The organism is Haloferax gibbonsii (assembly GCF_001190965.1).
Classification (GTDB): Archaea; Halobacteriota; Halobacteria; order Halobacteriales; family Haloferacaceae; genus Haloferax; species Haloferax gibbonsii.
The window spans coordinates 1,043,480-1,065,925 of the sequence record NZ_CP011947.1; the positions used below are offsets into that span (position 1 = coordinate 1,043,480).

The following is a 22,446-nucleotide window of genomic DNA, read 5'->3' on the forward strand; positions in this document are numbered from 1 at the left end:
CGCGAGCGCTCCGCGTTTCGTTTTCCGATTTCGTCACCGCATCGTCAGCACCAGCGCCGCGAGGACGCCGCCGACGACGACGCCGGCACCGAGGGTGATGGCGAAGCTCTCGAACACCGACGCGAGCGCCACCGCGAGGACGAGCGCGACGAGCGCGAGGCCGAAAAGCGGGGCGGCCCGCGGGTCGACGCTCGGGAACACGTCCGCGATGCTCTCGGTCACGCTCGGCTCGGGGTCGGGTTGCTTGGGCTTCGAGAGCGTCTCGTCCACGTCGACCGGCGGTTTGCCGCCCTCGCCGGGTTCGACGGTCACGTCGACGTACCTCGTCTCCGAGCCGTGGCCGGAGACTATCTTCAGCTTCCCCGACACTGGCTCCGGCGGCGGGGTGACGAACACCTCGACGTGCTTCGTCTGGCCGCCGTCGACGAAGTGATTTCCTTCGGACAGGCTCGCCGCGCGCGAGAGTTCGTCGTCGATGTGGAGGTGGACGTGCACCGCCTGTCCCTTGTTCACGAGTTCGACCGAGAACGGGCCGTTCGTTGCGAACGACGGCGCTACCGAGAGGTCGTGGGGGCGCTCGTCGTTCAGCGTGACGGTGAGCGGCGCGTTCGACACGGCTTCACCGTCGATACGAGAATAGAAAAACGTTCAGGTCCGATGAGGTGCGCGCCTCAGTCGTCGCGCATGTCCGGCGGCAGGAGGTTCGGGATGCCGTCCTCGATGGGGTACACCTCGCCGGTGACCGTACCGATGAGCCGCCCCTCGAGGATTTCGTCGCCGTCGCGCTCGTCGACTTCCAGCTCGAGTTCGCTCTTGTCGAGGGGGTCACAGAGGATGTCCATCAGGGATTCTTTCATCGTCGTGACGGTGGATTGCGCGAAGTAAAAGCGTACGGGTTCGCCGCCGTCGCGGCGGGCTCGGCGGAGGGGACGGCCGCCGCAGTCGCGTCAGCCGCGAATCGGTGGCCGGTCGTCGAGGCTCAGTTGTCGAACGGGTTTTCGAGGTGGACCGTCTGCTCGCGGCCCGGGCCGACGCCGACGGCGTAAATCGGCACGTCGAGTTCGTCCGAGAGGTATTCGAGGTAGTCCTGTGCGGCGTCGGGGATGGCGTCGTAGCCCTCCTCGGCGACCGCCGCCCAGTCCACTTCCGGCCACGTGTCGAACTCCTTGAGGACGGGTTCGCACTCGCCCCAGCGCTCGGTCGTCGCGGGCATCGTCAGGCGTTCCTCGCCCTCCAGTTCGTAGGCGTGGCCGACCGTGACCTCGTCGAGGCCGGCGAGCACGTCGAGGTGGTTGACCGCGATGCCGGTGAACCCGCTGACGCGGGCGGCGTGGCGGAGCATCGGCATGTCGAGCCAGCCGATGCGGCGCGGACGGCCGGTGACGGTGCCGAACTCGCCGCCCTTCTCGCGGATGAAGTCGGCGAGTTCCTCCTCGCGGTCGTCGTCTTTCAGTTCGGTCGGCATCGGGCCCTCGCCGACGCGGGAGAGGTAGGCCTTGACGATGCCGACGACCTCGCCCTGTCCGACGACGGTCGGGCCGACGCCGGTGCCGGTGGCCGCGCCGCCCGCGGTCGGGTTCGAGGAGGTCACGTACGGGTAGCTCCCGTGGTCGATGTCGATGAGGGTGCCCTGTGCGCCCTCGAACATCACGTTGTCGCCGGCCTCGCGGCGCTCGGCGAGGAAGTCGCCGCAGTTGACGGCCATGTCGTCCTCGCGGAGGCGGCGGCCGATTTCGGTGTACTCCTCGACGAGCGCTTCGACGTCGCACTCCTCGCCGGCTTCGAGGCCGTACACGTCCTCGATGAGCGCCTTCTTCTTGGGAACCACGTACTCCAGTCGCTGGCGGAGCACGTCGGGGTCGAGCAGGTCGCCGACGCGGATGCCGCGGCGGCCCGCCTTGTCCTCGTAGGTGGGGCCGATGCCGCGACCGGTCGTGCCGACGGTGAGGTCCGAGTCGGCCTTCGCCTCCTCTTCGATGTTGTCGAGGCGGCGGTGGTACGGCATGATGACGTGCGCGCGCTTGGCGAGGCGCACGTCGGGGTCGAGGCCGCGCTCGCGGAGGTCGTCGATCTCGGAGAACAGCGTCCGGGGGTTGATGACACAGCCGTTTCCGAGGACGCCGACCTTGTCGCGGACGGCCCCGCTCGGGACGAGCGAAAGCTTGTACTCCTCGCCGTCTTCGACGACGGTGTGGCCGGCGTTGTCGCCGCCCTGATAGCGGACGACGATGTCAGCGTCGCCGCCCCACAGGTCGACGAGCGCGCCTTTGCCCTCGTCGCCGAGTTGCGAACCGACGATGGTAACAGTCATACGTCGGCCGTTCCCCGCGCCGCACTAAACAGATTACGGTCGCGGCCGACGAGCAATGCATATTCGTGCCTAATTGCCGAGTCGTCGCCGAAGAATACGCCATGAACACGCATTGGCGTGACGACGGATAACACAACGGTTAATTAGTGTCCTCGTTAAGGTCGCGTTATCTCATTATTCGCCGACCCGGAGGGCAAGGCTTAAAGCCTCCCAAGAAGAGTTAACAAATGGCATGATAGACCGACTTGAGAAGGAAGTCGATATGTTGGAGCGCCATCTCCAGGTCCTGAAGATGGTCATCGAAAGTGAGCCAATCGGCATCGTGAAGATGTCCAACGAGACAGGCTACCCGCACCACAAAGTCCGCTACTCCCTCCGCGTTCTCGAAGAAGAGAACCTCATCGAACCCTCCAGCCAGGGCGCAATCACCACCGAGCGCACCCAAGAGTTCGTCGACGAACTCGACGACAAGCTCGACGAAATCGTCGGCAAACTCGAATCGATGAAGATCGAGGAAGCGGCCGAAATCGAGAACTAACCACACTTCAGGCGCACGCGGTCGTTCTATCCTGTTTCGTCCGACGAGTCTTTCCGGGCACGACATCGGACCGACCGCGTTAGCTGCGCTTCGATTCAGTCGGTACCGAACGGTTCCGACACGACACCACGGACACTCGCCGCGGACGCGCTCCGAGCGCCGCGGTCGTTTCACTATCGTTCAGTAACGTCGACAGCCGCGGCGCTTCGCGCGCGACCGCCGAGCGGAACGCGAGAACGAAAAATAACACAGCGACGGCGCCGGTCGACGCGAGCCGTCGCCGACTCAGAGGTCGGGGACGTTCAGGTGGAACTCGCCGCCGCGGGCCTCCACCAGACAGAGGTGGTACCCCTGCTTCCGCGAGAGTTTCACGAAGCTCTTGCGCTTCGACCGACTCAGGAGGCCGCCGCCGGTCTCGGCCGTGGCGGCTTCGAGCGCCTCCGGCTCGAAGAAGCTCCTCGTGACGACGAACGCCGAGCCGAGGGTCTCTTTCGCGTCGGCGACGGCCTTCGAGTCCTTGATGAGTTGGGTGACCATCGGCTGGGTCGCCGGGTCCCGCGAGTCGTTCAGGTTCGCCACGAACAGCGGCTCGCCCATCTGGTCGCGGACGATGACGTCGAACTGCCGCGACTCGGTTTCGCCGTCGCCGATGGGCACCGAGACGCTCCCGTACAGCTCGATTCGGTCGGCCTTCGGAATCGAGTCGAAGACGCCGGCGAGGCTCGACCGGTTGCCCGTCTCGCCGATTTCGTAGAGCAGGTCGGTGACGACCCACTTGGCGAAGCCGTACTCGGGCGTCCCGCGGAGGAACTCCTCGTAGGGCTGGCCGTCGATGCCGAGCCCCTCCGTGTCGAACGTGGTGTGGTGTTCCAGCCGGAGGTTCTCGATGACCTCCTCACGGGAGGCCTGCCCGTCGTGGGCCTTCTCCAGCGTCGCCTGCCCTTTCTGGGCGTAGCGGACGAAGAGGTTCGTCCCGCGGAGCGCCTCGTCGGCCGACATAGACCGGTCGGTCGACCGGACACCCGCCTCGTCGAGCCGGTCGCGGAGGCGTTCGACCTCGGATTCGAGTTCGGCGACGCGGTCTTCGAGCTCCTCGGCGCGCGAGCGGTGTTCGTCCCGCTCCTCGCGGAGGGCGTTTCGCTCGGATTCGAGCCGGTCGCGCTCGGTCGCCAGCGCCTCGACTCGTTCTTTCAGCGACTCGGCTTCCGCCGGGTCGACGGCGGGCTCGTCCGGCGTCTGTTCGGTCGGCTGGGACTGCTGCTGGTTCGACTGGTCTTTCGGCGACGGTCGCGCCTCGCCGCCCGTCCCACTCCGGGACGGACGGTGATGCGTCGCCTGCGTCGTGTTCCCCCGACGGCTTCGGGGGGTTCCGGGGCGATCGTCCACGGCCTCGCCCTTTGCGTCGCGGGGGTCGAGCGAGGGTATCGACCGGGCGTTCCGCCACTGCGCCTCGGCGGAGAACACGTCGTCGTCGGTCGCGCCGTCCTCCGCGAGCGGGTCCGGAGACGACGCTTCCCCGTTCTTCTGCGGGGCGTCGGCGACGACGGGCCCCTCGGACATCGGCGAGGCCGGTTCGTCGGACGCCGGCCGGTCCGTCGCTGCCGCCTCTGTCTCGGCGGGCTCCGGGGACTGTGACTCGATGGGGCCCGCGGACGGGTTGTCGGTCGTCTCGGTGCCGTCGTCGTCGGGCGTCGATGGCTCCGGGTCGGCCGCGGTCTCGGCCGGGGGTTCCGCGCTCGCCGGGGTGTCGGCCGTCGCCGGCTCCGGCTCCCCGTCGGCGGGGTTGTCCTCGCCGTCGGCAGCGCGCTCCGACGCGACGTCGTCGGCTGCCGCGGTCGTACTCGGCTCGTCCGCGGTCGTGGTCGTCGGCACCTCCGGCTCTTCGGACGTGTCCGTCGCGTCGGCCTCGCCGCCCGCCGCGGCGACTCCCGCGGCGTCCTCGTCCTCGTCGGACTCGGGCTCCGGGATATCGACGAGGTCGAGGTCCACGTCGTAGACTTTGTAGATGCCGACCTCGTCGCTCGCGCGCTCGAACGCGTCGTCGCCGGTGACGAGTCGCTTGCTGTTGCCGACGAAGGCCGCGCTCATCGACTTCCCCCCGTGGTAGACGACGTAGTAGTCGCCCGAGAGCACGTTCTCGGACAGTTCGACGTAGCCGGTGAAGCCGCCCGCCGAGAGCGTTCCGTCGGCGTCCCCCAGCGGCGTCTCCTCGGTGTAGTACTGCGCGCGGATGTCGCCGCCGGTCTCCCGCATCGCGTACAGAAGCGGCAGCGCCGGGTCCGGTGCGCGGTGCGCCTCGAACGATTCACCCTCGAAATCCGCGACCGTCCCGTCGAAGACGCCGAGGAGACGGCCGTTGAGCATGAATCCCCACGTCATGCCAGCGACGACGGCTCCTGTGAAGCCGTCGTCCGCGAGCGACCGGAGGCCACCGTAGCCTCGTCCGGCGGGCGCGGAGTCCCACCCGGTCACCGCGTCGATAATCTCGCTATCCATTTGGGGTTACATCACCGGAACCGAATCAAATACTTTCCGGGCGAATCGAGCGAACGTTTCGCTCAGTTCACACTTCAGCGTGCCCACTGTAACCGATTCGCTCGTACCCGTCGGGCCGGCGTCGGGAGAACGGTTATACGAGTCCGCCGAGACGGGGCGGTCGTGACCAGCCACGACGACCGGTTCGTCCACTACCTCCACGCGAAGGAGTCGGTGGACGACCGCGCGCTCCACCGACCGACCCTCGCCAGTCTCATCGACCGGCTGGAAGCGCGCGCCGAGTCGCGGTCGGGACAGCCGCTTCGCGTCGTCTCCGTCGGCGCGGGGACGGGCGCGATGTGTCGGCGACTCCTCTCGTGGGGCGTCTTCGACGCGCACGACGAGATAAAGTACGTCATGGTCGACCGGAAGCGCGGGATGGCCGACCACGCGGCCGCGGCGTTCGCGAAGTGGGCGCGCGCCGCCGGCTGGACCGCCGAGCCGACGCCCGACGGCTTCCGCATCGAGCGCCACGGTCGCAGCGTCTCTCTCACCTACGTGACGAGCGACCTCTTCGAGGCGATGACGGTCCTCCCGAAGGCCATCGACCTCGTGGTCGCGCACGCGGTCCTCGACGTGCTCCCGCTCCGCCGCGCGGTCGACGCGCTCCTCTCGCGGCTGACGGACGAGGGGCTCTTCTACGCGCCTATCACGTTCGACGGCCGAACCGCGTTCCGCCCGAGTCACCCCGACGACGACGCGGTTCTCGGCGCGTATCACGAGACGATGCGCGGCGGCGAACGCGCGGGGCCGGACACCGGTTCCGACCTCCTTTCGGTCCTTCCCGACCTCGGCGCGCCGGTCGTCGCCGCCGGCGGCTCCGACTGGGTCGTCCACCCGCCGCACGACGACGAGGCGCGAATCTTCCTCGACCGCGTCCTCGGCTTCGTCGAGGAGTCAGTCGGCGAGTCGGCTGCGGTCGACCGCGAGAGCCTCGACCGGTGGCTCGAGGCCCGGCACGACGACCTCGCGGGCGACGAACTCGCGTACGTCGCCCACAACCTCGACGTGTTGGCCGAACTCGACTGATTACTCCGGAACTGACGCGTCTCCGTCGCCTTCTCTCCCGACCCGGCCCGAGACGTAGCCCCAGTCCCGAGCGAACCCGAGCAGGAGCGCCGCCGCCGCGACGCCGGTCACGAGGGGCATCCACGCGTCGAAGACGCCGGGAGCGAGCGCCAGCGGGACGACGGCCATCTGGACGCCGGCGAGGACGCGCCGCGAGGCGCGAGGCGGGAGGTCGAACGTCGGTCGGCCCGCTCGCTCGCGGAGCCGGAGGCCGAGGAGAAAGACGTACCGCGCCGCCCCGACCGAGAGGTACCACCACGCGAGTTCTCCGAGGAAGACGCCGGCCAGCGGGGCCACGAGGAGGCCGAAGGCGTCGACCGCGGTGTCGAGTCGCGCGCCGAGTCGGCTGACGCGGTCGAGTCGGCGGGCGAGCGCTCCGTCGAGGGCGTCGAGCGCGGCCGCAGCCCCGTAGCCGACGGCGGCGGCCCACGCCCACGACGGGCTCAGCGGCCCGTAGAGCGCCACGCCGGCGATGCCCGCGACGCCCGCGACGAGGAAGCCCCGAGCGAGCGTGACAGCGGTCGGGAGCCCGAGGCCGTCGTAGGGCCGCCCCGGCTCCGACTCGGTCGCTCCGCCGCCGGGCGCGACGTTCTCGTCCGCGTTCGCGTAGGCGTACGCGCAGAGGCCGACGACGACGAGCAGGGTTCCGGCGGCCCACGTCGCCGCGGCGGTCTCGGGCGAGGGCTCGGCGCGCGAGACGAGCCACACCCACTCGGTCGCGAGGAGCGCGCCGAACCCCAGCGTGGCCGCTGCCGCCGCGCCGCCGGTTTCGAGCACGCGGCGTCTCGTCCGGCGGGTCGTCCGAGCAGTCGCCCCGCTGCTCCCCGAGAGCGTCACGGTCGCGGACTGTCGCCTCGGCTGTCGGACGGTGTGCTGCACATACCCGTACTGGTGGACGGGCGCGGGTTAAGTATTCCTCGCGTAACAGGTCGGCGGGACCGACTCACGGGCGGCGCTCGGGACCGGAACCGCGGCTTCGGAGTTCCACGGCCGCGAGGAGGAGCAGATAGGTCGAGAGCCCGGCCGCGACGGCGAGTAGCGTCGCGCGTCCGAAGACGACAGCACCCAGGGTGGTTCCGACGACGGCGACCGCGACGGAGGCGGCCTGCACGGTTCGTCGCTCCCACAGCGCGCGGACGCTCGACGCCCGAAGCGACAGCGCCGCTTCCAGCGCGAGTGCCCCGACGACGCCGACGAGGACCGCCCCCGGTGTCACCGGCGTCCGTAGGAGGACCGCCGCGGCCGCGATGGGGACGAGCAGCGCCCCCGCGAGTGCGGCGTCCCGTCGGCGGGTCATGAGAGCACTACCGCGTCAGGACGCTTTTAGCCACCGGCGCTCATAGCCCGACTATGTCTATTTCGGGCGACGGCCCCGGGTTGTCGAAGGCGAAGCGGCGACTCGGTCGCTATCTCGCGGGAGCCGGGCTGTTGATGCTCGCGTTCTCCATCGCCTACCAGTGGGCGGCGGGCTTTTTCGCCGGGGAAGATATCACCTTCCTGCAGGCGGTCCACGTCGTCGTCGAGACGTTCACGACGACGGGCTACGGCGAACAGACCCGGTTTTGGGTCGACCACCCGCCGCTGCTCATGCTGTCGATTCTGATGCAGCTCACGGGCGTCACGACCGTCTTCCTCACGCTCCCGCTGTTTCTCGTCCCGCTCGTCGAAGACGCCCTGCGGACCGCGCCGCCGACGACCTCGACGCGCACGGACCACGTCGTCATCTGTACGTTCACCCCCCGCGGCGACGCCCTCGTGGACGAACTCGACTCGATGGACGTGCCCTACGTGATTCTCGAAGCCGACCGCGACCGCGCCGAGGAACTGTACGGCGAGGGCTACGAGGTCGTCCACGGCGACCCCGAGGCCATCGAGTCGCTCGAAGCCGCGAACGCGGCCGAGGCGCTCGCCATCGTCGCCGACGACGACGACGAGACGAACGCGAGCATCATCCTCGCCGCCAAGCAGGCCGCTCCCGACGCCCGCGTCGTCAGCCTCATCGAGGACCCCGAGGTCGCCGACTACCACCGCTACGCCGGAGCCGACCGGGTCGTCTCCCCGCGCCGACTGCTCGGCGAGAGCCTCGCCGGCAAGGCGACCACGTCCATCTCCTCGGAACTCGGCGACGCCATCGAAATCGGCGAGGACTTCGAGGTCGCGGAGCTGCTCGTCCAGCGCGGGAGCCCCGTCGAGGGGCGGACCATCGCCGAGAGCGGCATCGGCGGAGTCACCGGGGTCAACGTCATCGGCGCGTGGTTCACCGGCGAGTTCGTCTCCCCGCCCGCCCCGGACGCCGTCATCGACGAGCACACCATCCTGCTCGTCGTCGGCCGCGAGAAGCAACTCGAAGAGCTCCGCGCGCTGACGCTGTCGTCGGCGCGGCGGTTCCGCCGCGGGACCGTCATCGTCGCCGGGTACGGCGAGGTCGGCTCGACCGCGGCCGAGACGCTGGCGAGTGCCGGCGTCCCGCACCTCGTCGTCGACAAGCGGGACAAACCCGGCGTCGACCTCGTCGGCGACATCACCGACCCGCAGACGCTCTCGGAGGCGAACGTCACCGAGGCTCGCGGCGTCCTTCTCGCGCTCGACAACGACACGACGGCGGTGTTCGCCACGCTCGTCTCCGAGCGCGTCTCCGAGGAGACGGAGGTCATCGCCCGCGCCAACGAGACCGAGAGCATCGCCAAACTCTACCGCGCCGGCGCGGACTACGTCCTCGCGCTGTCGACGGTCGCCGGCCGGATGCTCGCCTCGACGGTCCTCGACGAGGAGGTCATCGCGCCCCAGTCGCAGATAGAAATCGTCCGGACCCACGCGCCCAGCCTCGTGGGACGGACGCTCGCCGGGGCCGACGTTCGCGCTCGGACGAACTGCACCGTCATCGCCGTCGAGCGAAACGGCGCGCTCGTCACCGAAATCGGCCCGGAGTTCCGAGTCGAGGCCGACGACGACCTCATCGTCGCCGGCGTGGACGAGGACATCTACCGGTTCAACGAACAGTTCGGGTGAGCGGTCGCGGGCGAGGGTTACGGTCGCGGACGTGGGCGTGGCTCTCGGTCGGTGTACCGGACCCGCCGCTCGGCGGTCGAGACGTCCGACACGTCCACGTCGCGTCCGAGGACGTGGTCCGAACAACCCATGGCAGTGGACGCCCGTTACCATCCCTCGACAGGACGTGCCGGCGTCCGTGGCTCTCGGAGGAGTAGATTAAAAAAGAATCGGTCGCCGTCGCGTCGCGGCGACGGGGGTTACGCGCCGACTTCCGCGCCGACGTAGAGGACGACGACGAGGAATATCCAGACGACGTCCACGAAGTGCCAGTACATCGAGGCCGTGCTGACGGAGACGTGACGCTCGGCGGAGTACTGTCCGCGGAGCGCGCGGACGAAGACGATACCGAGAAGCACCGCGCCGAGGCTGACGTGGAGGCCGTGCAGGCCGGTGAGGCCGTAGAACGCCGACCCGAAGATGCCGTCGGTGATGGAGAAGTTCGAGTGGACGATGAACTCGTAGTACTCGTAGACCTGCCCGCCGATGAATATCACGCCGAGCAGGAGCGTGACGGCGAGGCCGAGGATGAAGTTACGGTGGTTCTCCTCGCGGATGGCGACGTGCGCCCAGTGGAGCGTGAAACTGGACACGATGAGGATGGCGGTGTTAGCCAACACCAGTGACCCGGTGAGATGCGGTAGCTCTTGCGGTGGCCACGTTCCCGCGCGGATGAAGAAGTAGTACGCGAACAGCGCGCCGAACGTCCCGAGCTCGGAGCCGAGGAAGGCAATCATGCCCCAACGGAGCTTCGATGCGCTCTTCTGGCTCGCGTCGCGCGACCAGAAGTGGCTCACGAACGCGTGGTACAACCAGCCGTAGAGTCCGGCCAGGAAGAGGAAGATACTGCCGATGAACACGGCGGGGCCTGCCGTCTGGCCGACGATTCCGTCCTGTGCCATGACGTACAGCCCGGCACCGGCGTAGATGCCCGCGCCCCCGACGGCGGTGACGAACGGCCACCAGCTCGCCTCGCCGAAGCCGCGCGGCCAGTCCTGAACCGCCGGCAGGTGATGGCCGTGGTCGTCGTGTGCTTCTTCGGTACTCATAGACGCCCGTTATGCTTGGGTTACTAAAAATCCTCCCAAACTGCGTTCGTCACGGGACCGCATGGGTCTCGGACCGCGGTTCCGACGGCGACCGCCGCGGGTGCGAAACACGGCGCTCGCGAGACCCGAAGCTGCCGGCGCGTTCGGCGGCGCTCGGCGCGAAGCGACGCGAGAAGAGAAGCGAGACAGAACCGGGCCCGACCGACAGCGCCTCTGCGTCGTTCAGTCGGCGTTCGTCGTCGCTCGGTGGAACGGCTGGCGCGAGATGATTTCGCGCATCTCGGCGAGCGACTCGGCGCTCGCGCCGTTCATCTCGGAGACGACGGCGAACACCTCTTGGCGGGAGATTTTGACCCCCTCACCCGTCACCGCGTGTTCGGGGTTGGCGACGAGTTCGCGGAGCGTGCCGACCGCGAGCAGGAACGGAATCGCCCACGCGGCGAGCGTGTTACCCTCGCGGAGCGGCACCGTCTCCAGGTAGGTCTGGGCGTCGTCGAGGAACGACTTGGCGTGGTCGGCGGTCCGCTTGACCACCGAGGCCGCCCGGTCGTTGTGCTCGGGGGCGACGACCTCCTCTTGGGGGACGCCCGCGTCGTCGAGCCAGTCGGCGGGGAGGTAGACGTTGTTCTCCGCCGTGTAGTCGTCGTGAACGTCCTTCGCGATGTTCACGAGCTGGAGGAGCAGGCCGAACTCCTCGGCGGTGTCGTAGAGCCGCGAGCGGCGCTCGCTGTCGACGTTGCCGCGGGTCACGAGGTTCGTGATGAGGTTGCCGACGGTGCCGGCGGCGTAGTAGCAGTACTCCTCTAGCTCCTCGCGGGACTGGATGCGGAGCCCGCCGGTCTGGGAGTAGCGTTCGACGAACATCGCCATGCCCGAGACGAGTTCGCGGACCGGCGGCGTGACCGCCTCCCGCACGTCCTCCGGAAGCGCCTCGAACGTCCGGAAGACCCGAGCGGTGTTGGCGACGACCATCCAGTCGTCGGACTGTTCGCCCTCCGGGGGGAGGTGCGGCTGTACTGCGCTCACGAACTCGTCGACGGTGGTGTCGTCGTCGGGGTCGAGCGCGCGGTCGTAGAGTCGAAGGAGGTGTGCCTGCTCGTCGGGCGCGATTGAAGACGAATCCTCCACGGTGTCGGCGATTCGACAGAGGAGATATCCGATACAGATGTGCGACGCCATCGGTTCGTCGAGGACGTCGACCGTGAGGGCGAAGGTACGAGAGACCCCCTGAACTGCATCGTGACACCAATCGAGGTCGTCATCAGTTGCCGGTGGCCGGGCATCGGCGTGTCGAGACATTCGAAGCGTACCGGTATTACGGAAGGGGGGATAAAAAGTCTCGTGGGGGAGTCCACGCTCAAACGGCCGAGACGGCGCAGGAGAAAATCATAAGCATAGTCGATGACAGACTCACGTATGGACTTCGCGCTCACTGCGGAGCAGAAGCAAATCAAGGACATGGTCTCGGAGTTCGTCGACGAGGAGGTCAAACCTCGCGCGGCGGAGATAGACGAGACCGACGAGTTCCCTGCCGACCTCGTGCGCGAGATGGGCCAACTCGGCTTGATGGGCATGCCCTTCCCCGAGGAGTACGGCGGTGCCGGCCTCGACTATCACTCCTACGCCATCGGTCTCGAAGAGATTTCCCGCGGCTCCGGCGGCCTCGGCACCATCGTCGCCGCCCACACGAGCCTCGCCGGCAACATGCTCTACGAGTTCGGGAACGAGGACCAGAAGCAGACCTACCTGACGCCGGTCAACGAGGGCACCGACATCGGCGCGTTCGCGCTCTCCGAACCCGGCGCGGGCAGCGACGTGCCGGCCATGGAGACCACGGCGGTCAAGGACGGCGACGAGTACGTCGTCGACGGCGGCAAGCTCTGGATTTCGAACGGCTCGGTCGCGGACACCGTCGTCGTCTTCGCCAAGACCGACCCCGACGCGGGCAACAAGGGCATCTCGTCGTTCGTCGTCCGCCCCGAGGAGGACGACGGCTTCGTCGTCGAGGGCACGGAGCACAAACTCGGCGACAAGGGCTGTCCGACCGCCGAACTCCGCTTCGACGACATGCGCATCCCCGAGGACCGGCTCCTCGGCGACGAGGGCGACGGCTTCGTGCAGGCGCTGAAGACGCTCAACGGCGGCCGCATCACCATCGCGGCGCGCTCTATCGGTATCGCCCGCGCCGCCCTCGACGACGCCGTGAAGTACGCCGGCGAGCGCGAGCAGTTCGACCAGCCCATCGGCGACTTCCAGGCCATCAAGCACAAACTGGCCGACATGGACACGAAAGTCCAGGCCGCGAAGCTCCTCATGCACAAGGCCGCGGACCTGAAGATGCGCGACGAGACGTTCATCAAGGAGGCCGCGCAAGCGAAGCTCTACGCCAGCGAAATCAGCCGCGAGGTGGCGAACGAGGGCATCCAGATTCACGGCGGCTACGGCTACACCAAGGACTTCGCCGCCGAGCGCTACTACCGCGACGCGAAGCTCAACGAGATTTACGAGGGGACGAGCGAGATTCTCCGCAACACCATCGGCGACTGGCTCCAGAAGTAACCGTCAGTCGACGACCGATTCGTTCGCGTCGGCCGTGTCACCTGCCCGGCGCTCTCCGTTTTCGACCCGCTCCGCGAGCCACGCGTGGTACGATTCGACCCGGTCTGCGCCCGCGTCGGTGAGGCCGTACACGTCGTAGATTCCCTCGGTTCGCCGTTCGAGGTGGTCCCCCTCGACGAGCGCGTCGAGCGTCCCGTAGAACGCTTGGGGGTCGATTCGGAGGTCGTAGTAGCGTTCCAGTCGGGTCTTCAGCTTCTGTCCGCGGAGTTCGCCCGCGTCGTAGAGGATGGCACAAAGGTCGCGCCGGCGGCCGCTCTGAAACCACATAGCTCACCCCTCGGCGGAGACACACACGTCACTTTCGTTCCGCCGGCCCGCCGCGACGACTCGCCCGCCGGAACCGGTAGTTTAGACAGTCCCTACTCCCTAGCGCCTCGCATGACCGACGCAACCAAAGAAGCGAACGGCGTCACCGCGCGGTACTACGTCACCGACTCCGAGCGCGTCCTCGAATTCGACCGCGACGGTCGAACCGCCGCCGTGGCCCAGAACATCGACGGCTACGCCATGCTGAAAGTCCGCCCGACCGCCGACGGCGACGAACTCGAACGCTACTACGGCTTCGACATGGCCTTGGACCACGCCGCGGAGCTCCTCGGCGTCTCGCCGCACGACCTGCCGGTCCCGGACGACGCGGCCGACATGGGGATGTGACTCTGGCGCGCGGCTCTCGTCGCGCCGATTAGCCCCAGTAGAAGCGCGGCCCCAAAAACAGGTAGCCGAGCGCCAAGAACAGCAAGCCGAACGAAAAGCCCTGCCCGAGCGTCCCCGAGCAGACGATGGCGAGGCCCTGCACCACGCCCATGACGAGCGCGTCCTGCGCGTGGAGGTCCGGGTAGGTCACGTCCGAGAGCATGAGCGCGGCCATAACCGCCGAGAGGACGACGAGTAACATCGGCTCGACGAAGCCGACGAGGACGCCCGCCGACAGAATCGTCGCGGCGAGCGTCGTCGGCACGCCGACCGTCTCGTCGGAGCCGCTGTCGTAGGCGGTGTAGAGCGCCAGTCTGACGACCGCGGCCGCGACGAACAGCGCGGCGACGGCGACGCCGGCGACGACCCGAATCCGGTCGAAGCCCCACATCTCGCGGACGACGGTGACGACGAGCAGGGCGGGGGCGACGCCGAAGGAGGCCACGTCCGCGAGGGAATCGAGGTACGGCCCCGCGTCGGTTCCCCCGTAGCGCCGGGCGACCACGCCGTCGAGGCCGTCGGCCATCGCGGCGAGCAGGATGGCCTTGGCCGCGAGGCGCACGTCGACCGCGGTCAGCACCGCCGCGACGAATCCGAGCGCCGCGTTCCCGGCGGTGACCACGTCGGCGGGCCCCAACCGACCGACGAATCGGGGTCTCATACCGATGCGATTGCGTACCTTCCCTTTCCCTCTTACGTTCCGTCCGTCGGTGGGCGGCTCCGCGCACCGACCTCGAACCGGCGGCGTTCCGGCCGGTCCCGGTCGATTCGGCGGTTCGGCGAGCGAACCATGCGACATTTATCGGTCGCGTCCCGAGAGGCGACTATGCGAGACCACGGGTCCTCGGACGGCGGTCGGACGCGGCGTCAGTTCCTCGCGGCGGCCGGAGCGGCCGCGACGACCGGCCTCGCGGGCTGTGCGACCTTGATGGCTTCGGGCGACGACTTCGACATCGGAATGACCGCGGTCGCGTTCGACCCGCCGACGCTGACCGTCGAGGTCGGCGACGAGGTCGTCTGGCGGAACACGAGTTCGCGCGGCCACACCGTTACCGCCTACGAGGGCACGCTTCCCGAGGACGCCGCGTTCTTCGCCAGCGGGAACTACGAGACCGAGCAGGCCGCCCGCGACGCCTACTCTAACTCGCTCGGCGGGCTCATCGGGAGCGGCGAGACCTACACGTACACCTTCGACGTGCCCGGCGAGTACGAGTACCTCTGTATCCCCCACGAGCAGGCCGGCATGGTCGGCACCATCGTCGTCGAGGAGTAAACTCGGCGCGTACCGTCGCGCCCGGGATTCAACGGCCGAGAGCGGCGTGGCTCTCGCTCCGCGCGCTATCGCGAAAAAGTCGAAATTCGAAGTCGGGCCGTCGGCGAGACGGGCTTACGCTTCGGTCTCTTCGTCGACGTCGACTGCGACGTCGTCCTCGTCGACGCTGACGGCGGCTTCCTCTTCGGCCTCGACCTCTTCGGGGCGGGCTTCGAGGGAGAACTTCTTGACCTCGACGCGGCGCAGGGGGTAGATGACCTTCGCGTCGCCGTAGATGGCCGACGAGAGGCGACCTTCGACGACGCTCTCGGTGAGCGCGTCGTAGGTGTGGCCCGTGATGGCCTCGCGGGTGAGCTTCGTCATGATGCGACGAATCTCGTGTTCCTGGCTGCGGTCGGCCTTCTTCGTGGTGAAGGCGACGGGCTGGACCTGGACGCGGTAGTCGTCCTTGGTGATAGCCGTGACGTTGGCCTCGATTTTGGACGCGCCGCGGCGGACGAGGCTACGGAGGTAGTCTCGGGTGAGCTCCTGCTGGATGAACTCGGTGTAGGCGGCGTCGCTGCCCACGTCGGTAATCTTGAACGTGAGCTTGACGTTGTTCGCGCCCTGGTCGTCGTTGAGTTCGCCGAGGGTGGACTCGACGGTGCGACCGTTGATCTTCTCGGGTTCGTCCGCGAAGGTCGAACCGAGTTCCTTACGGTCGAAATTCTCGGGAGCGATGACGGTGTACCATCGCTTTCCGCGCTTCTGCTTGGAGACGGATCGTTCACTCATGGTTAGTGTCTGTGTGCGTTCGTGTGGCTTCGATGACGGTCTCGGCGACCGTCACGTTGACGACGTAGTCATCGACCGTGGCGTGCAGGCCACCGGTCGAATCGCGTTCGATTGTGGTGATGAGTTCGTCCCCCTCGACTCGGGTGCGCATCGACTCCGTGTTGTCCGGTTCGAGCGCGCCGGCGACGATGCCGGGGTCGTCGTGGGTCGTCCGCAGGGTCGAGCGCCGCGTCATCGGCGCACCTCCCTGACGGCCGCGACGACGTCGCTCGGCTCCGCCGCGGAGTCGAACGTCATCGTCGCCTCCGACGGCGACCCGGTCGCGGACGCGTCCGGCAGTTCGTCCGCGGCCGCGGCGAGGTCCTCGTCCAGTCCGGCGGGGCCGGTCGAGACGAGGGCCGCGGCACCGACGCCGACCGCGAGAACGGTCGGCTCGGGCGAGCGGAAGTCGCGGGCGAGCCTCGCCACCGTGGCGAGTCGCCCCGGCGACGACAGGTCACAGGAGAGCGCGTAGAGGCTCTCGTAGCGTCCCGTCGTCGCCTCGCGAAGCGCGCCGTGGGTCGCCTGCGCGTGGTCGCGCCACGCGTCGAGCGCCGCGTCTCGAACGCCGTGTCCGAGCGCCAGCGCGACGGCGGTTCCGGGCGACTCCCGGACGGTCGCGTCGAGCACGTCGGCGAAGCCGCCGACGGTTTCGAACGGCCCGTTCGGGGTCGCCTCCGAGCGCAAGACGCGCTCGACGGCGGTCGCCGCTCGGGCGGTCGCCTCGCCGGTCGTCGCGTCGATGGCGACGAGGGAGGCGACGCGTCTGCGGGCGTCCGCGTCGAGTTCGGCCGGGAGCGACAGTTCGGCGAGCGTCGCCTGCGCGCGCTCCCTGTCGGCCGAAAACGACGCGTGAACGAACGTCGAGTGCGCCAGCCCGTCTGCGAGGTCGCCCGTCGGGACGGCCACGCCGGGTCCGGCTTCGACGCCCGCGTCGGCCGCGGCGTCCGCGAGGTCGTCGTCCGGGGCTACGCCGGCGGCGTGGAAGCCGGCCAGCGCGACCGCCGGGTCGGGGTCGACCCCGAGTTCGCGGACGATAGAGACGGCGTCGGTCGGGTCGAGTTCGAGGTCCGCATCGGCGTTCGACAGGCCCACGACTGCCACAACGTCGTCGTTTGCGACAGTGTCCGGGGCGTCGGTCGCGCGGATGCGGAAGGGGACGTCGAGTGTCCTGAGCGCCCGGCCGATGACACCGGCGGCCGCGACGGCGGCACCGCTCGCGCTGACGCGGAGGCGAACGAACGTCGCCTCGCGGAGCGTCGCGGCGGCGTCGGCGGCGGGTGTCTGTTCGGCGGGGCTCACGGACATTCAGTTATTCTTCGAGGAGTTCGACAGCGACGTCGTAGCTGTAGGTGAAGTCGTCGTCGAGCTTGTCGCCGCGGTAGTACGAGACGAGGCGGCGAATCTTCGATTCCGTGTTCTGCAGGGCGCGACGGTTGGACTTGTCCTGCTGGTTCTCCTCCATGTGCTCGCGGAGGCGGACGGCGCGCTCCATGAGGTTACGGAGGTCCTCGGGGAGGTCGCCTGCGGCGTCGTTCTCCTCGAGGATGGTGGTGACCTTCTTGCCCGTGGCGAGCTTGACGTCCGGGACGGGAACGCCCTTGACGCCTTCGTCGCGCAGGGACAGGCCGATCTGGCTCGGGTCCTTGCCCTGTTCTGCAAGTTCGACGACGCGGGCTTCGATGTCAGCCGCGTCGACGTCGCTCCACTCCGGTGCTTCGTCTGCCACCGGCTTGTCCGAGCTGGACGAGCCACGGCGGCGGGTGTGCATTCGTGCCATTGTTGCGGGTTGGAACCGCACTGACCGCAGAAACGAGTACCCCGCAGTCGTCTCACCGACTGCTGGGGCACTACCGCAATCCCAAGCCCGAACCGGGCGAGTCAGATTTGCGGCCGTGCTGGATTCCCATCGGGTTGTCCACGCGCGCCGGGTTAAACCGTTTCGACTCGGATTCGACTCGGTCTCAACTCGCCTCGGTCGGAATCGAAGGGCTTCTAAACGGGCGACGGCTATCGGAGGATGCGGGCTCGTAGATCAGGGGTAGATCACTCCCTTGGCATGGGAGAGGCCCCGGGTTCAAATCCCGGCGAGTCCATCAACTTCTGTCGATACCACCGGCGAGCGCAGCGAGCCGCGTGTATCGACTGTATTGATGTCTGTTCGAGACGGGATTTGAGCAGCGAGCAACGCGGAGCGTTGCGAGTGAGTTCAAATCCCGGCGAGTCCACTCACTTCCTTTCGGTCACTTCGTTCCGTCAGTCGTTCGTGGACTCGCACTCGAACAACTGGTGGATTCCGGGTCAGCTGTTTGCCCCGCTACGGGTGTCCCACAAGTCCGGCAATCGGTATCCGAGCTACCGCGGCTGAAAAGAGCCGATGCGGCGCGCCAGCGCCTCCCGCGGCTCACGCCTCGTCTTCGAACACGCTCATGTCCTTCGCCGCGAGGTCGGTCACGTGCTTGACGATTTCGGGGTCGACCTGCGCGATGTCGTCCCCGTCGTGGACCTGTTCGTTGTGTCGCTCGATGGCGTCCGCGACCTCGGAGAGCGAAACGCGCGTGGTCGTGTCGCAGGCCTCGCACACGACCGGGACTTCGGGAGCGTCGTCGTCAGTCATACCGAATCGTTCCGTCAGCGACGGAAAAAACGAGTCGGTTCGTTGCCGGGAGCGGAGAAACGTTCGGAACGCGTCTCGGCCGTTCCAACAAGCCAATACGGGATAACGCCGACAGCGGTTACACGATGCAATACGGAGCCGGCGAGTATGAACTCGTTTTCAGGCGGTTGACGGGGACCAGCACAATCGAGGGGGAGGGGCGAACCTACCTAGAGAAGGATTGGGCGACGGACACGGCGTCGTACCCGGGGTCGTTCGAATCGCCGGAAACGTACGAGTATTGCTACGAGGGCGATGCGGTCAACGCCGAGGATTTGGTTTCGACCTACCTCACCGAGTGTCTCGGCGGCCTCGTCATCAATATCGACAGCACGCGGAATCGTCCCGTCCTCGACGGCGAACAGTTCGTAGAGTCGGCGTGGGAGACCGACAATCTGGACGAACACGGTCGATTTTCGCGTGTCAGATTCGCGGACGCGATTGAACGGGGCCTCCGCGAAATCGCCGGACCGATGCGGACCGACACGTCTGAAACGGTTCTCACCGAAATATTCGACCGAACCGAACCCCTCGAGCGCTTGCGTGAGGCACTCGGGTTCTCCGGCGCACCAGACCTCGTTGGTATCGACCAACAGCTGTTCGGCGGCCCGGTTCTCGTGGAAGTCAAAGCACACACAGACCAGTTTCAGGACACCCAAGAGCATTGGATGGGGACGTTCCGAAACCTGTTCACGGATGTGTACGTTTGTGAAGTTCGGCCCGCGTAGGCAAGGCCCCGACGGAATGCGATCTGTGTCCGCACCCCACAGCAGTCGAACGATTCGAAGCCCTTATTTATTCGACCGGGGAATGAATGATTGCGTTTGAGGGCTCGTAGATCAGGGGTAGATCACTCCCTTGGCATGGGAGAGGCCCCGGGTTCAAATCCCGGCGAGTCCATTTCTGAACGGAGTGAAGAAATGGCGAGCAGAGCGCTCGCTGCAGCGAGCGCGTGGATTTGAGCAGCGAGCAACGCGGAGCGTTGCGAGTGAGTTCAAATCCCGGCCAGTCCACTCACTTCCTTTCGGTCACTTCGTTCCCTTCAGTCGTTCGTGGACTCGCCGACGTCCCACTCGCTCCGTCTGCGGGCGACCCGCGAGTCGCCCGCATGGCATGCGAGACGGCAGTGCCGTCTCGCTCTGCTCGCGGGACTCCCGGCGAGTCCATCAACTTCTGTCGATACCGCCGGCGAGCGCAGCGAGCCGCGTGTATCGACTGTATTGATGTCTGTTCGAGACGGGATTTGAGCAGCGAGCAACGCGGAGCGTTGCGAGTGAGTTCAAATCCCGTGAACTTCGTTCACGACCTTCGCAAACCTCCGGTTTGCTCAGTCCTGCCCAGTCCGGCAATTGAACCGGGTGATGAACCAATCGGGACTCGCCTGTGAGCGCTCTATCGGTCAATACACGCTATCTACCCGACGAGCGCCGCGAGCCCACCATCACCCGTCGCCGCGAGGGCGATTCCCGCGATGAGCAGGAGGACGCAGCTGAGCGTCAGGCCGATTGCGATGCCGATTCGCCTGGCGTTTCGGTAGTATATCTTCGTCGTCTCCTCGGGGAGTTCGTCGTCGTCGCCGCCCTCAAGAACTTCCTCGATGGCGCTGGAACTCGCTCCCGAGGTGCGACACGAATGATACGCCAAGAGGGTGAACCCCGTGGATAGCACCCACGCGAGTCCGCCGGACCCGACGCCGAAGTTCACCAACGCGGAGACATCCGTCACGACGTCCGCTTGGAGGAGCACCGTGACGCCCGTCCCGAAGACGCTCGCGATGAGGACGTTCAGTTTCGTTATCTCGATGGCGTCGCCCGCGAACGCCTCGACCGTGCTCGCGTGGTTTCTCGCTTTCGCCCGCTCGCGGAAGTCGCGCTGGAGGCTCGACGCGATTCTGTCGCCGAGTTCGCCCATGTCGAACCGCCGGTGGCAGTTCGGACACAGCGTGACGAGGTTCTCGGGGGTGTCGGCATCGTTGGAGTTCTCGAAATCCCGCGTCGGGCGCTGATGGGCGACCTCCAAGATGTTCGAGCCCTCGTCGTACTCGCGCCCGCAGTTCTGACACGTGTAGTCGTCGCGGCGAAATATCCGCTCGCGGTCGATGGTTCTCCGCCTTCGCGTCGTCCGCCCGGTCGTCGTCTCGGCGTCCTCCGACATCGGTCACTCGTCTGTCTGTCTCGTATCCCGGTGAAATTCGTTTTCCTTGACACGGAACCGGTCGACGCGGCGCAGGTCAGCCCCAGCGAACGGTTCCACTTACCAGACTGTCAGGTACCCCGCGAGGTTTTCACCCCGCGTCGCCTTCAGTCAGGTAATGAGCGGTCGTCCCCGTGTTCCACTGGTCTATCGCGTCGTCAGAGACCGGACGGCGCAGACCTCGCCGATTGCGGTCGTTCTCCTGTTGGCGATTACGGTCGCCGGAACGACCGCCGTCGTCGCGCTCGGCGGGGTCGCCCTCGAGGAGACGAAACAGGAGTCCCAACTGACGCGCGCCGAGCACTCGATGACGCTGTTCGACTCGCGGGTCGCCATCTCCGCGCTCGGCGAGGGAGAGACGCAGTTCGTCGACCTCGGCGGGACCGGCGGCGGCACCTACGTCGTCGACGACGACACCGGCTGGATACGCGTCACGCACAAGAACTACACGGACGCCGGCGACGACCAAGAGCTCTACAACGAGTCGCTCGGGAGCGTCGAGTACCGCGACGGCGACGCCCGAATCGCCTACGAAGGAGGCGGCGTCTGGCGCACGCAGGACGGCGGGACGACGATGGTCTCGCCGCCGGAGTTCCACTACCGCGGCGCGACGCTGACGCTTCCGGTCGTTCGGGTCGCCGGCGACGGGTCCGCGTCGGGCGACGTGTCCGCGAGGGTCTCGGCGACCGAGCGCGCTCGGCGCGTCTACCCCAACGACACCGCGAGCTACGACACGATACCGGCCACCTTCGACAACCCCGTCAGCAACGGGACGGTCGTCGTGACGGTCCACAGCGACCACTACCGCGGTTGGGCCTCGTTCTTCGAGTCGCGGAGCGAGGGCACGGTGACGGTCGACGACGCCAACCAAACCGCGAGCGTGGAACTGGAGACGCTCGGGCTCGTCGGCGAGTTCCAGATGCCGAACGAGGGCACGTCGGTCGACGTGCGCGGGATGGCCGCGAACCACAACGTCTCGGCGTTCTCGCTCACGCTCTCGAACGACCAACACCTCCAGAACATGGAGTGGGGGATGTACTACGACGGCGACCAGAAGGACCTCGAACTCCACGTGCAGGCGGACGACAAGTGCAAGAGCGGGAGTTACGACGGCACGTTCGACCTGACGCTCTACTACGCCACCGAGGACGGCAGGTACCACGGTTGGCAGGCGACCGACCTCGACCCGGACACGAGCGACGCGGTGAGCATCGACTGCACGGCCAGCACCCCCGAACTCACCGTCGACTTCACGAGTTCGGAGACGATGACCTACGGCGACATCCAGTCGGATAAGGGCTTCGGCAACCAGAACAAGTGGCAGTTCGCCCCCGAAATCGTCGACGGCGAGGCCTACGACAGCGTCACCTTCGACGAACACGACGCCGACGGCGGCCAGACGTTCTCGAAGGCCGACGGCGACACCGCTCGGATGGACTTCGTCGTCAACCACTACTTCTCGCTGGCCGCGCCGCAGTTCGAACTGACCGTCACGGACGGTCCGGGCAACAGCCAGAGCGTCGACGAGGCAGGCTCGCGCGGCGAACTCGTCTACGACCAGGCCGAGGGCGGCCAGTTCATCACCTTCCTGCACGTCACCGAAAACGAGGTCGAAGTCGACGTCGAGTGAGCGACCGGAGCCGGCCCTGG

Annotated in this window: 24 protein-coding genes and 2 tRNA genes; 10 read left to right on the forward strand and 16 right to left on the reverse strand. The window is 67.3% G+C overall.

Annotation, left to right across the window (positions count from 1 at the left end; translation table 11 throughout):
• Positions 1-33: 33 nt before the first annotated feature.
• The 3 genes from ABY42_RS05500 to ABY42_RS05510 all read right to left on the reverse strand — a co-directional run bounded on the left by ABY42_RS05500 (position 34) and on the right by ABY42_RS05510 (position 2,311).
• Positions 34-615: a DUF7524 family protein gene (locus ABY42_RS05500; protein ID WP_050458903.1), complete on the reverse strand. Its 582-nt coding sequence runs from the start codon at positions 613-615 to the stop codon at positions 34-36.
• 56 nt (positions 616-671) lie between these two features.
• Positions 672-857: a methytransferase partner Trm112 gene (locus tag ABY42_RS05505; RefSeq protein WP_049905248.1), complete on the reverse strand. Its 186-nt coding sequence runs from the start codon at positions 855-857 to the stop codon at positions 672-674.
• 122 nt (positions 858-979) lie between these two features.
• Positions 980-2,311 carry an adenylosuccinate synthase gene (locus ABY42_RS05510; RefSeq protein WP_004977464.1) on the reverse strand — a complete coding sequence of 444 codons (1,332 nt, stop codon included), beginning with the start codon at positions 2,309-2,311 and terminating at the stop codon, positions 980-982.
• Between the two features lie 232 nt (positions 2,312-2,543).
• Here ABY42_RS05510 and ABY42_RS05515 point away from each other — a divergent pair, with 232 nt between their 5' ends.
• Positions 2,544-2,849 carry a hypothetical protein gene (locus tag ABY42_RS05515; RefSeq protein ID WP_004043804.1) on the forward strand — a complete coding sequence of 102 codons (306 nt, stop codon included), beginning with the start codon at positions 2,544-2,546 and terminating at the stop codon, positions 2,847-2,849.
• Between the two features lie 285 nt (positions 2,850-3,134).
• Here ABY42_RS05515 and ABY42_RS05520 read toward each other — a convergent pair whose 3' ends face one another.
• Positions 3,135-5,345: a DUF7527 domain-containing protein gene (locus tag ABY42_RS05520; RefSeq protein ID WP_050458904.1), complete on the reverse strand. Its 2,211-nt coding sequence runs from the start codon at positions 5,343-5,345 to the stop codon at positions 3,135-3,137.
• 162 nt (positions 5,346-5,507) lie between these two features.
• Between ABY42_RS05520 and ABY42_RS05525 the strand changes: the two genes are divergently transcribed.
• Entirely contained in the window at positions 5,508-6,413 is a 906-nt protein-coding gene (locus tag ABY42_RS05525; RefSeq protein WP_050458905.1) for a methyltransferase domain-containing protein, read from the forward strand.
• Here ABY42_RS05525 and ABY42_RS05530 read toward each other — a convergent pair whose 3' ends face one another.
• Positions 6,414-7,229, reverse strand: coding sequence for a CDP-alcohol phosphatidyltransferase family protein (locus ABY42_RS05530; RefSeq protein WP_004977461.1), 816 nt, complete (start codon positions 7,227-7,229; stop codon positions 6,414-6,416).
• Positions 7,230-7,395: 166 nt separating this feature from the next.
• Positions 7,396-7,749 carry a hypothetical protein gene (locus ABY42_RS05535; protein ID WP_050458906.1) on the reverse strand — a complete coding sequence of 118 codons (354 nt, stop codon included), beginning with the start codon at positions 7,747-7,749 and terminating at the stop codon, positions 7,396-7,398.
• 53 nt (positions 7,750-7,802) lie between these two features.
• On the opposite strand from ABY42_RS05535, the gene ABY42_RS05540 reads away from it, so the two are divergent.
• Positions 7,803-9,461, forward strand: coding sequence for a potassium channel family protein (locus ABY42_RS05540; RefSeq protein ID WP_004977458.1), 1,659 nt, complete (start codon positions 7,803-7,805; stop codon positions 9,459-9,461).
• Positions 9,462-9,700: 239 nt separating this feature from the next.
• On the opposite strand, the gene ABY42_RS05545 is transcribed toward ABY42_RS05540, so the two are convergent.
• Positions 9,701-10,549: a cytochrome c oxidase subunit 3 gene (locus ABY42_RS05545; RefSeq protein WP_004977455.1), complete on the reverse strand. Its 849-nt coding sequence runs from the start codon at positions 10,547-10,549 to the stop codon at positions 9,701-9,703.
• 222 nt (positions 10,550-10,771) lie between these two features.
• Positions 10,772-11,848: a phytoene/squalene synthase family protein gene (locus tag ABY42_RS05550; RefSeq protein WP_050458907.1), complete on the reverse strand. Its 1,077-nt coding sequence runs from the start codon at positions 11,846-11,848 to the stop codon at positions 10,772-10,774.
• Positions 11,849-11,965: 117 nt separating this feature from the next.
• Here ABY42_RS05550 and ABY42_RS05555 point away from each other — a divergent pair, with 117 nt between their 5' ends.
• Entirely contained in the window at positions 11,966-13,108 is a 1,143-nt protein-coding gene (locus ABY42_RS05555) for an acyl-CoA dehydrogenase (RefSeq protein WP_004977450.1), read from the forward strand.
• 3 nt (positions 13,109-13,111) lie between these two features.
• Here the strand turns inward: ABY42_RS05555 and ABY42_RS05560 are convergent, their stop codons facing one another.
• The gene (locus ABY42_RS05560; RefSeq protein ID WP_050458908.1) at positions 13,112-13,435 is read right to left on the reverse strand and encodes a hypothetical protein; all 324 of its coding nucleotides are present in this window, start codon (positions 13,433-13,435) and stop codon (positions 13,112-13,114) included.
• A gap of 111 nt (positions 13,436-13,546) precedes the next feature.
• Here ABY42_RS05560 and ABY42_RS05565 point away from each other — a divergent pair, with 111 nt between their 5' ends.
• The gene (locus tag ABY42_RS05565) at positions 13,547-13,822 is read left to right on the forward strand and encodes a DUF7111 family protein (RefSeq protein ID WP_004977446.1); all 276 of its coding nucleotides are present in this window, start codon (positions 13,547-13,549) and stop codon (positions 13,820-13,822) included.
• A 28-nt stretch (positions 13,823-13,850) separates the two neighbouring features.
• On the opposite strand, the gene ABY42_RS05570 is transcribed toward ABY42_RS05565, so the two are convergent.
• On the reverse strand, positions 13,851-14,522 hold the full coding sequence (locus ABY42_RS05570) for a protein sorting system archaetidylserine synthase (protein ID WP_008092815.1): 672 nt from the start codon (positions 14,520-14,522) through the stop codon (positions 13,851-13,853).
• A 165-nt stretch (positions 14,523-14,687) separates the two neighbouring features.
• Between ABY42_RS05570 and ABY42_RS05575 the strand changes: the two genes are divergently transcribed.
• The gene (locus tag ABY42_RS05575; RefSeq protein ID WP_050458909.1) at positions 14,688-15,134 is read left to right on the forward strand and encodes a cupredoxin domain-containing protein; all 447 of its coding nucleotides are present in this window, start codon (positions 14,688-14,690) and stop codon (positions 15,132-15,134) included.
• 114 nt (positions 15,135-15,248) lie between these two features.
• On the opposite strand, the gene ABY42_RS05580 is transcribed toward ABY42_RS05575, so the two are convergent.
• From ABY42_RS05580 to ABY42_RS05595, 4 genes are read right to left on the reverse strand one after another with little or no spacing between them, the layout of a single operon-like run.
• On the reverse strand, positions 15,249-15,908 hold the full coding sequence (locus tag ABY42_RS05580) for a 30S ribosomal protein S3ae (RefSeq protein ID WP_004977443.1): 660 nt from the start codon (positions 15,906-15,908) through the stop codon (positions 15,249-15,251).
• Positions 15,901-16,143, reverse strand: a complete 243-nt coding sequence (locus tag ABY42_RS05585) for a KEOPS complex subunit Pcc1 (protein WP_004977441.1) — start codon at positions 16,141-16,143, stop codon at positions 15,901-15,903. Before ABY42_RS05585 ends, ABY42_RS05580 begins: the two co-directional genes overlap by 8 nt.
• Positions 16,140-17,255 (reverse strand): hypothetical protein, encoded by a 1,116-nt coding sequence (locus ABY42_RS05590; protein ID WP_050458910.1) that lies wholly within the window; start codon positions 17,253-17,255, stop codon positions 16,140-16,142. Before ABY42_RS05590 ends, ABY42_RS05585 begins: the two co-directional genes overlap by 4 nt.
• Positions 17,256-17,259: 4 nt before the next feature.
• Complete coding sequence (locus ABY42_RS05595; protein WP_004977438.1) at positions 17,260-17,727, reverse strand: 30S ribosomal protein S15; 468 nt, start codon at positions 17,725-17,727, stop codon at positions 17,260-17,262.
• Positions 17,728-17,971: 244 nt separating this feature from the next.
• Here ABY42_RS05595 and ABY42_RS05600 point away from each other — a divergent pair.
• Positions 17,972-18,043: transfer RNA gene (locus ABY42_RS05600), tRNA-Ala, on the forward strand.
• A 308-nt stretch (positions 18,044-18,351) separates the two neighbouring features.
• Here the strand turns inward: ABY42_RS05600 and ABY42_RS05605 are convergent.
• Complete coding sequence (locus tag ABY42_RS05605) at positions 18,352-18,564, reverse strand: hypothetical protein (RefSeq protein WP_004977436.1); 213 nt, start codon at positions 18,562-18,564, stop codon at positions 18,352-18,354.
• A gap of 125 nt (positions 18,565-18,689) precedes the next feature.
• Here ABY42_RS05605 and ABY42_RS05610 point away from each other — a divergent pair, with 125 nt between their 5' ends.
• Both ABY42_RS05610 and ABY42_RS05615 read left to right on the forward strand, forming a co-directional pair.
• Positions 18,690-19,331 (forward strand): VRR-NUC domain-containing protein, encoded by a 642-nt coding sequence (locus ABY42_RS05610; protein WP_050458911.1) that lies wholly within the window; start codon positions 18,690-18,692, stop codon positions 19,329-19,331.
• Between the two features lie 100 nt (positions 19,332-19,431).
• A tRNA-Ala gene (locus ABY42_RS05615) sits at positions 19,432-19,503 on the forward strand.
• A 513-nt stretch (positions 19,504-20,016) separates the two neighbouring features.
• Here ABY42_RS05615 and ABY42_RS05620 read toward each other — a convergent pair.
• Positions 20,017-20,757, reverse strand: coding sequence for an HNH endonuclease (locus tag ABY42_RS05620; RefSeq protein WP_050458912.1), 741 nt, complete (start codon positions 20,755-20,757; stop codon positions 20,017-20,019).
• Positions 20,758-20,914: 157 nt separating this feature from the next.
• On the opposite strand from ABY42_RS05620, the gene ABY42_RS05625 reads away from it, so the two are divergent.
• On the forward strand, positions 20,915-22,426 hold the full coding sequence (locus tag ABY42_RS05625) for a DUF7289 family protein (protein ID WP_050458913.1): 1,512 nt from the start codon (positions 20,915-20,917) through the stop codon (positions 22,424-22,426).
• The last annotated feature ends 20 nt before the right edge of the window (positions 22,427-22,446 follow it).

Coding starts and splice junctions, on each gene's coding strand:
- ABY42_RS05590 (WP_050458910.1), bottom strand. CDS start 17,255: ATGTCCGTGAGCCCCGCCGAACAGACACCCGCCGCCGACGCCGCCGCG.
- ABY42_RS05505 (WP_049905248.1), bottom strand. CDS start 857: ATGAAAGAATCCCTGATGGACATCCTCTGTGACCCCCTCGACAAGAGC.
- ABY42_RS05565 (WP_004977446.1), top strand. CDS start 13,547: ATGACCGACGCAACCAAAGAAGCGAACGGCGTCACCGCGCGGTACTAC.
- ABY42_RS05580 (WP_004977443.1), bottom strand. CDS start 15,908: ATGAGTGAACGATCCGTCTCCAAGCAGAAGCGCGGAAAGCGATGGTAC.
- ABY42_RS05620 (WP_050458912.1), bottom strand. CDS start 20,757: ATGTCGGAGGACGCCGAGACGACGACCGGGCGGACGACGCGAAGGCGG.
- ABY42_RS05535 (WP_050458906.1), bottom strand. CDS start 7,749: ATGACCCGCCGACGGGACGCCGCACTCGCGGGGGCGCTGCTCGTCCCC.
- ABY42_RS05555 (WP_004977450.1), top strand. CDS start 11,966: ATGGACTTCGCGCTCACTGCGGAGCAGAAGCAAATCAAGGACATGGTC.
- ABY42_RS05625 (WP_050458913.1), top strand. CDS start 20,915: ATGAGCGGTCGTCCCCGTGTTCCACTGGTCTATCGCGTCGTCAGAGAC.
- ABY42_RS05545 (WP_004977455.1), bottom strand. CDS start 10,549: ATGAGTACCGAAGAAGCACACGACGACCACGGCCATCACCTGCCGGCG.
- ABY42_RS05510 (WP_004977464.1), bottom strand. CDS start 2,311: ATGACTGTTACCATCGTCGGTTCGCAACTCGGCGACGAGGGCAAAGGC.
- ABY42_RS05610 (WP_050458911.1), top strand. CDS start 18,690: ATGCAATACGGAGCCGGCGAGTATGAACTCGTTTTCAGGCGGTTGACG.
- ABY42_RS05605 (WP_004977436.1), bottom strand. CDS start 18,564: ATGACTGACGACGACGCTCCCGAAGTCCCGGTCGTGTGCGAGGCCTGC.
- ABY42_RS05575 (WP_050458909.1), top strand. CDS start 14,688: ATGCGAGACCACGGGTCCTCGGACGGCGGTCGGACGCGGCGTCAGTTC.
- ABY42_RS05540 (WP_004977458.1), top strand. CDS start 7,803: ATGTCTATTTCGGGCGACGGCCCCGGGTTGTCGAAGGCGAAGCGGCGA.
- ABY42_RS05520 (WP_050458904.1), bottom strand. CDS start 5,345: ATGGATAGCGAGATTATCGACGCGGTGACCGGGTGGGACTCCGCGCCC.
- ABY42_RS05560 (WP_050458908.1), bottom strand. CDS start 13,435: ATGTGGTTTCAGAGCGGCCGCCGGCGCGACCTTTGTGCCATCCTCTAC.
- ABY42_RS05595 (WP_004977438.1), bottom strand. CDS start 17,727: ATGGCACGAATGCACACCCGCCGCCGTGGCTCGTCCAGCTCGGACAAG.
- ABY42_RS05585 (WP_004977441.1), bottom strand. CDS start 16,143: ATGACGCGGCGCTCGACCCTGCGGACGACCCACGACGACCCCGGCATC.
- ABY42_RS05570 (WP_008092815.1), bottom strand. CDS start 14,522: ATGAGACCCCGATTCGTCGGTCGGTTGGGGCCCGCCGACGTGGTCACC.
- ABY42_RS05550 (WP_050458907.1), bottom strand. CDS start 11,848: ATGTCTCGACACGCCGATGCCCGGCCACCGGCAACTGATGACGACCTC.
- ABY42_RS05515 (WP_004043804.1), top strand. CDS start 2,544: ATGATAGACCGACTTGAGAAGGAAGTCGATATGTTGGAGCGCCATCTC.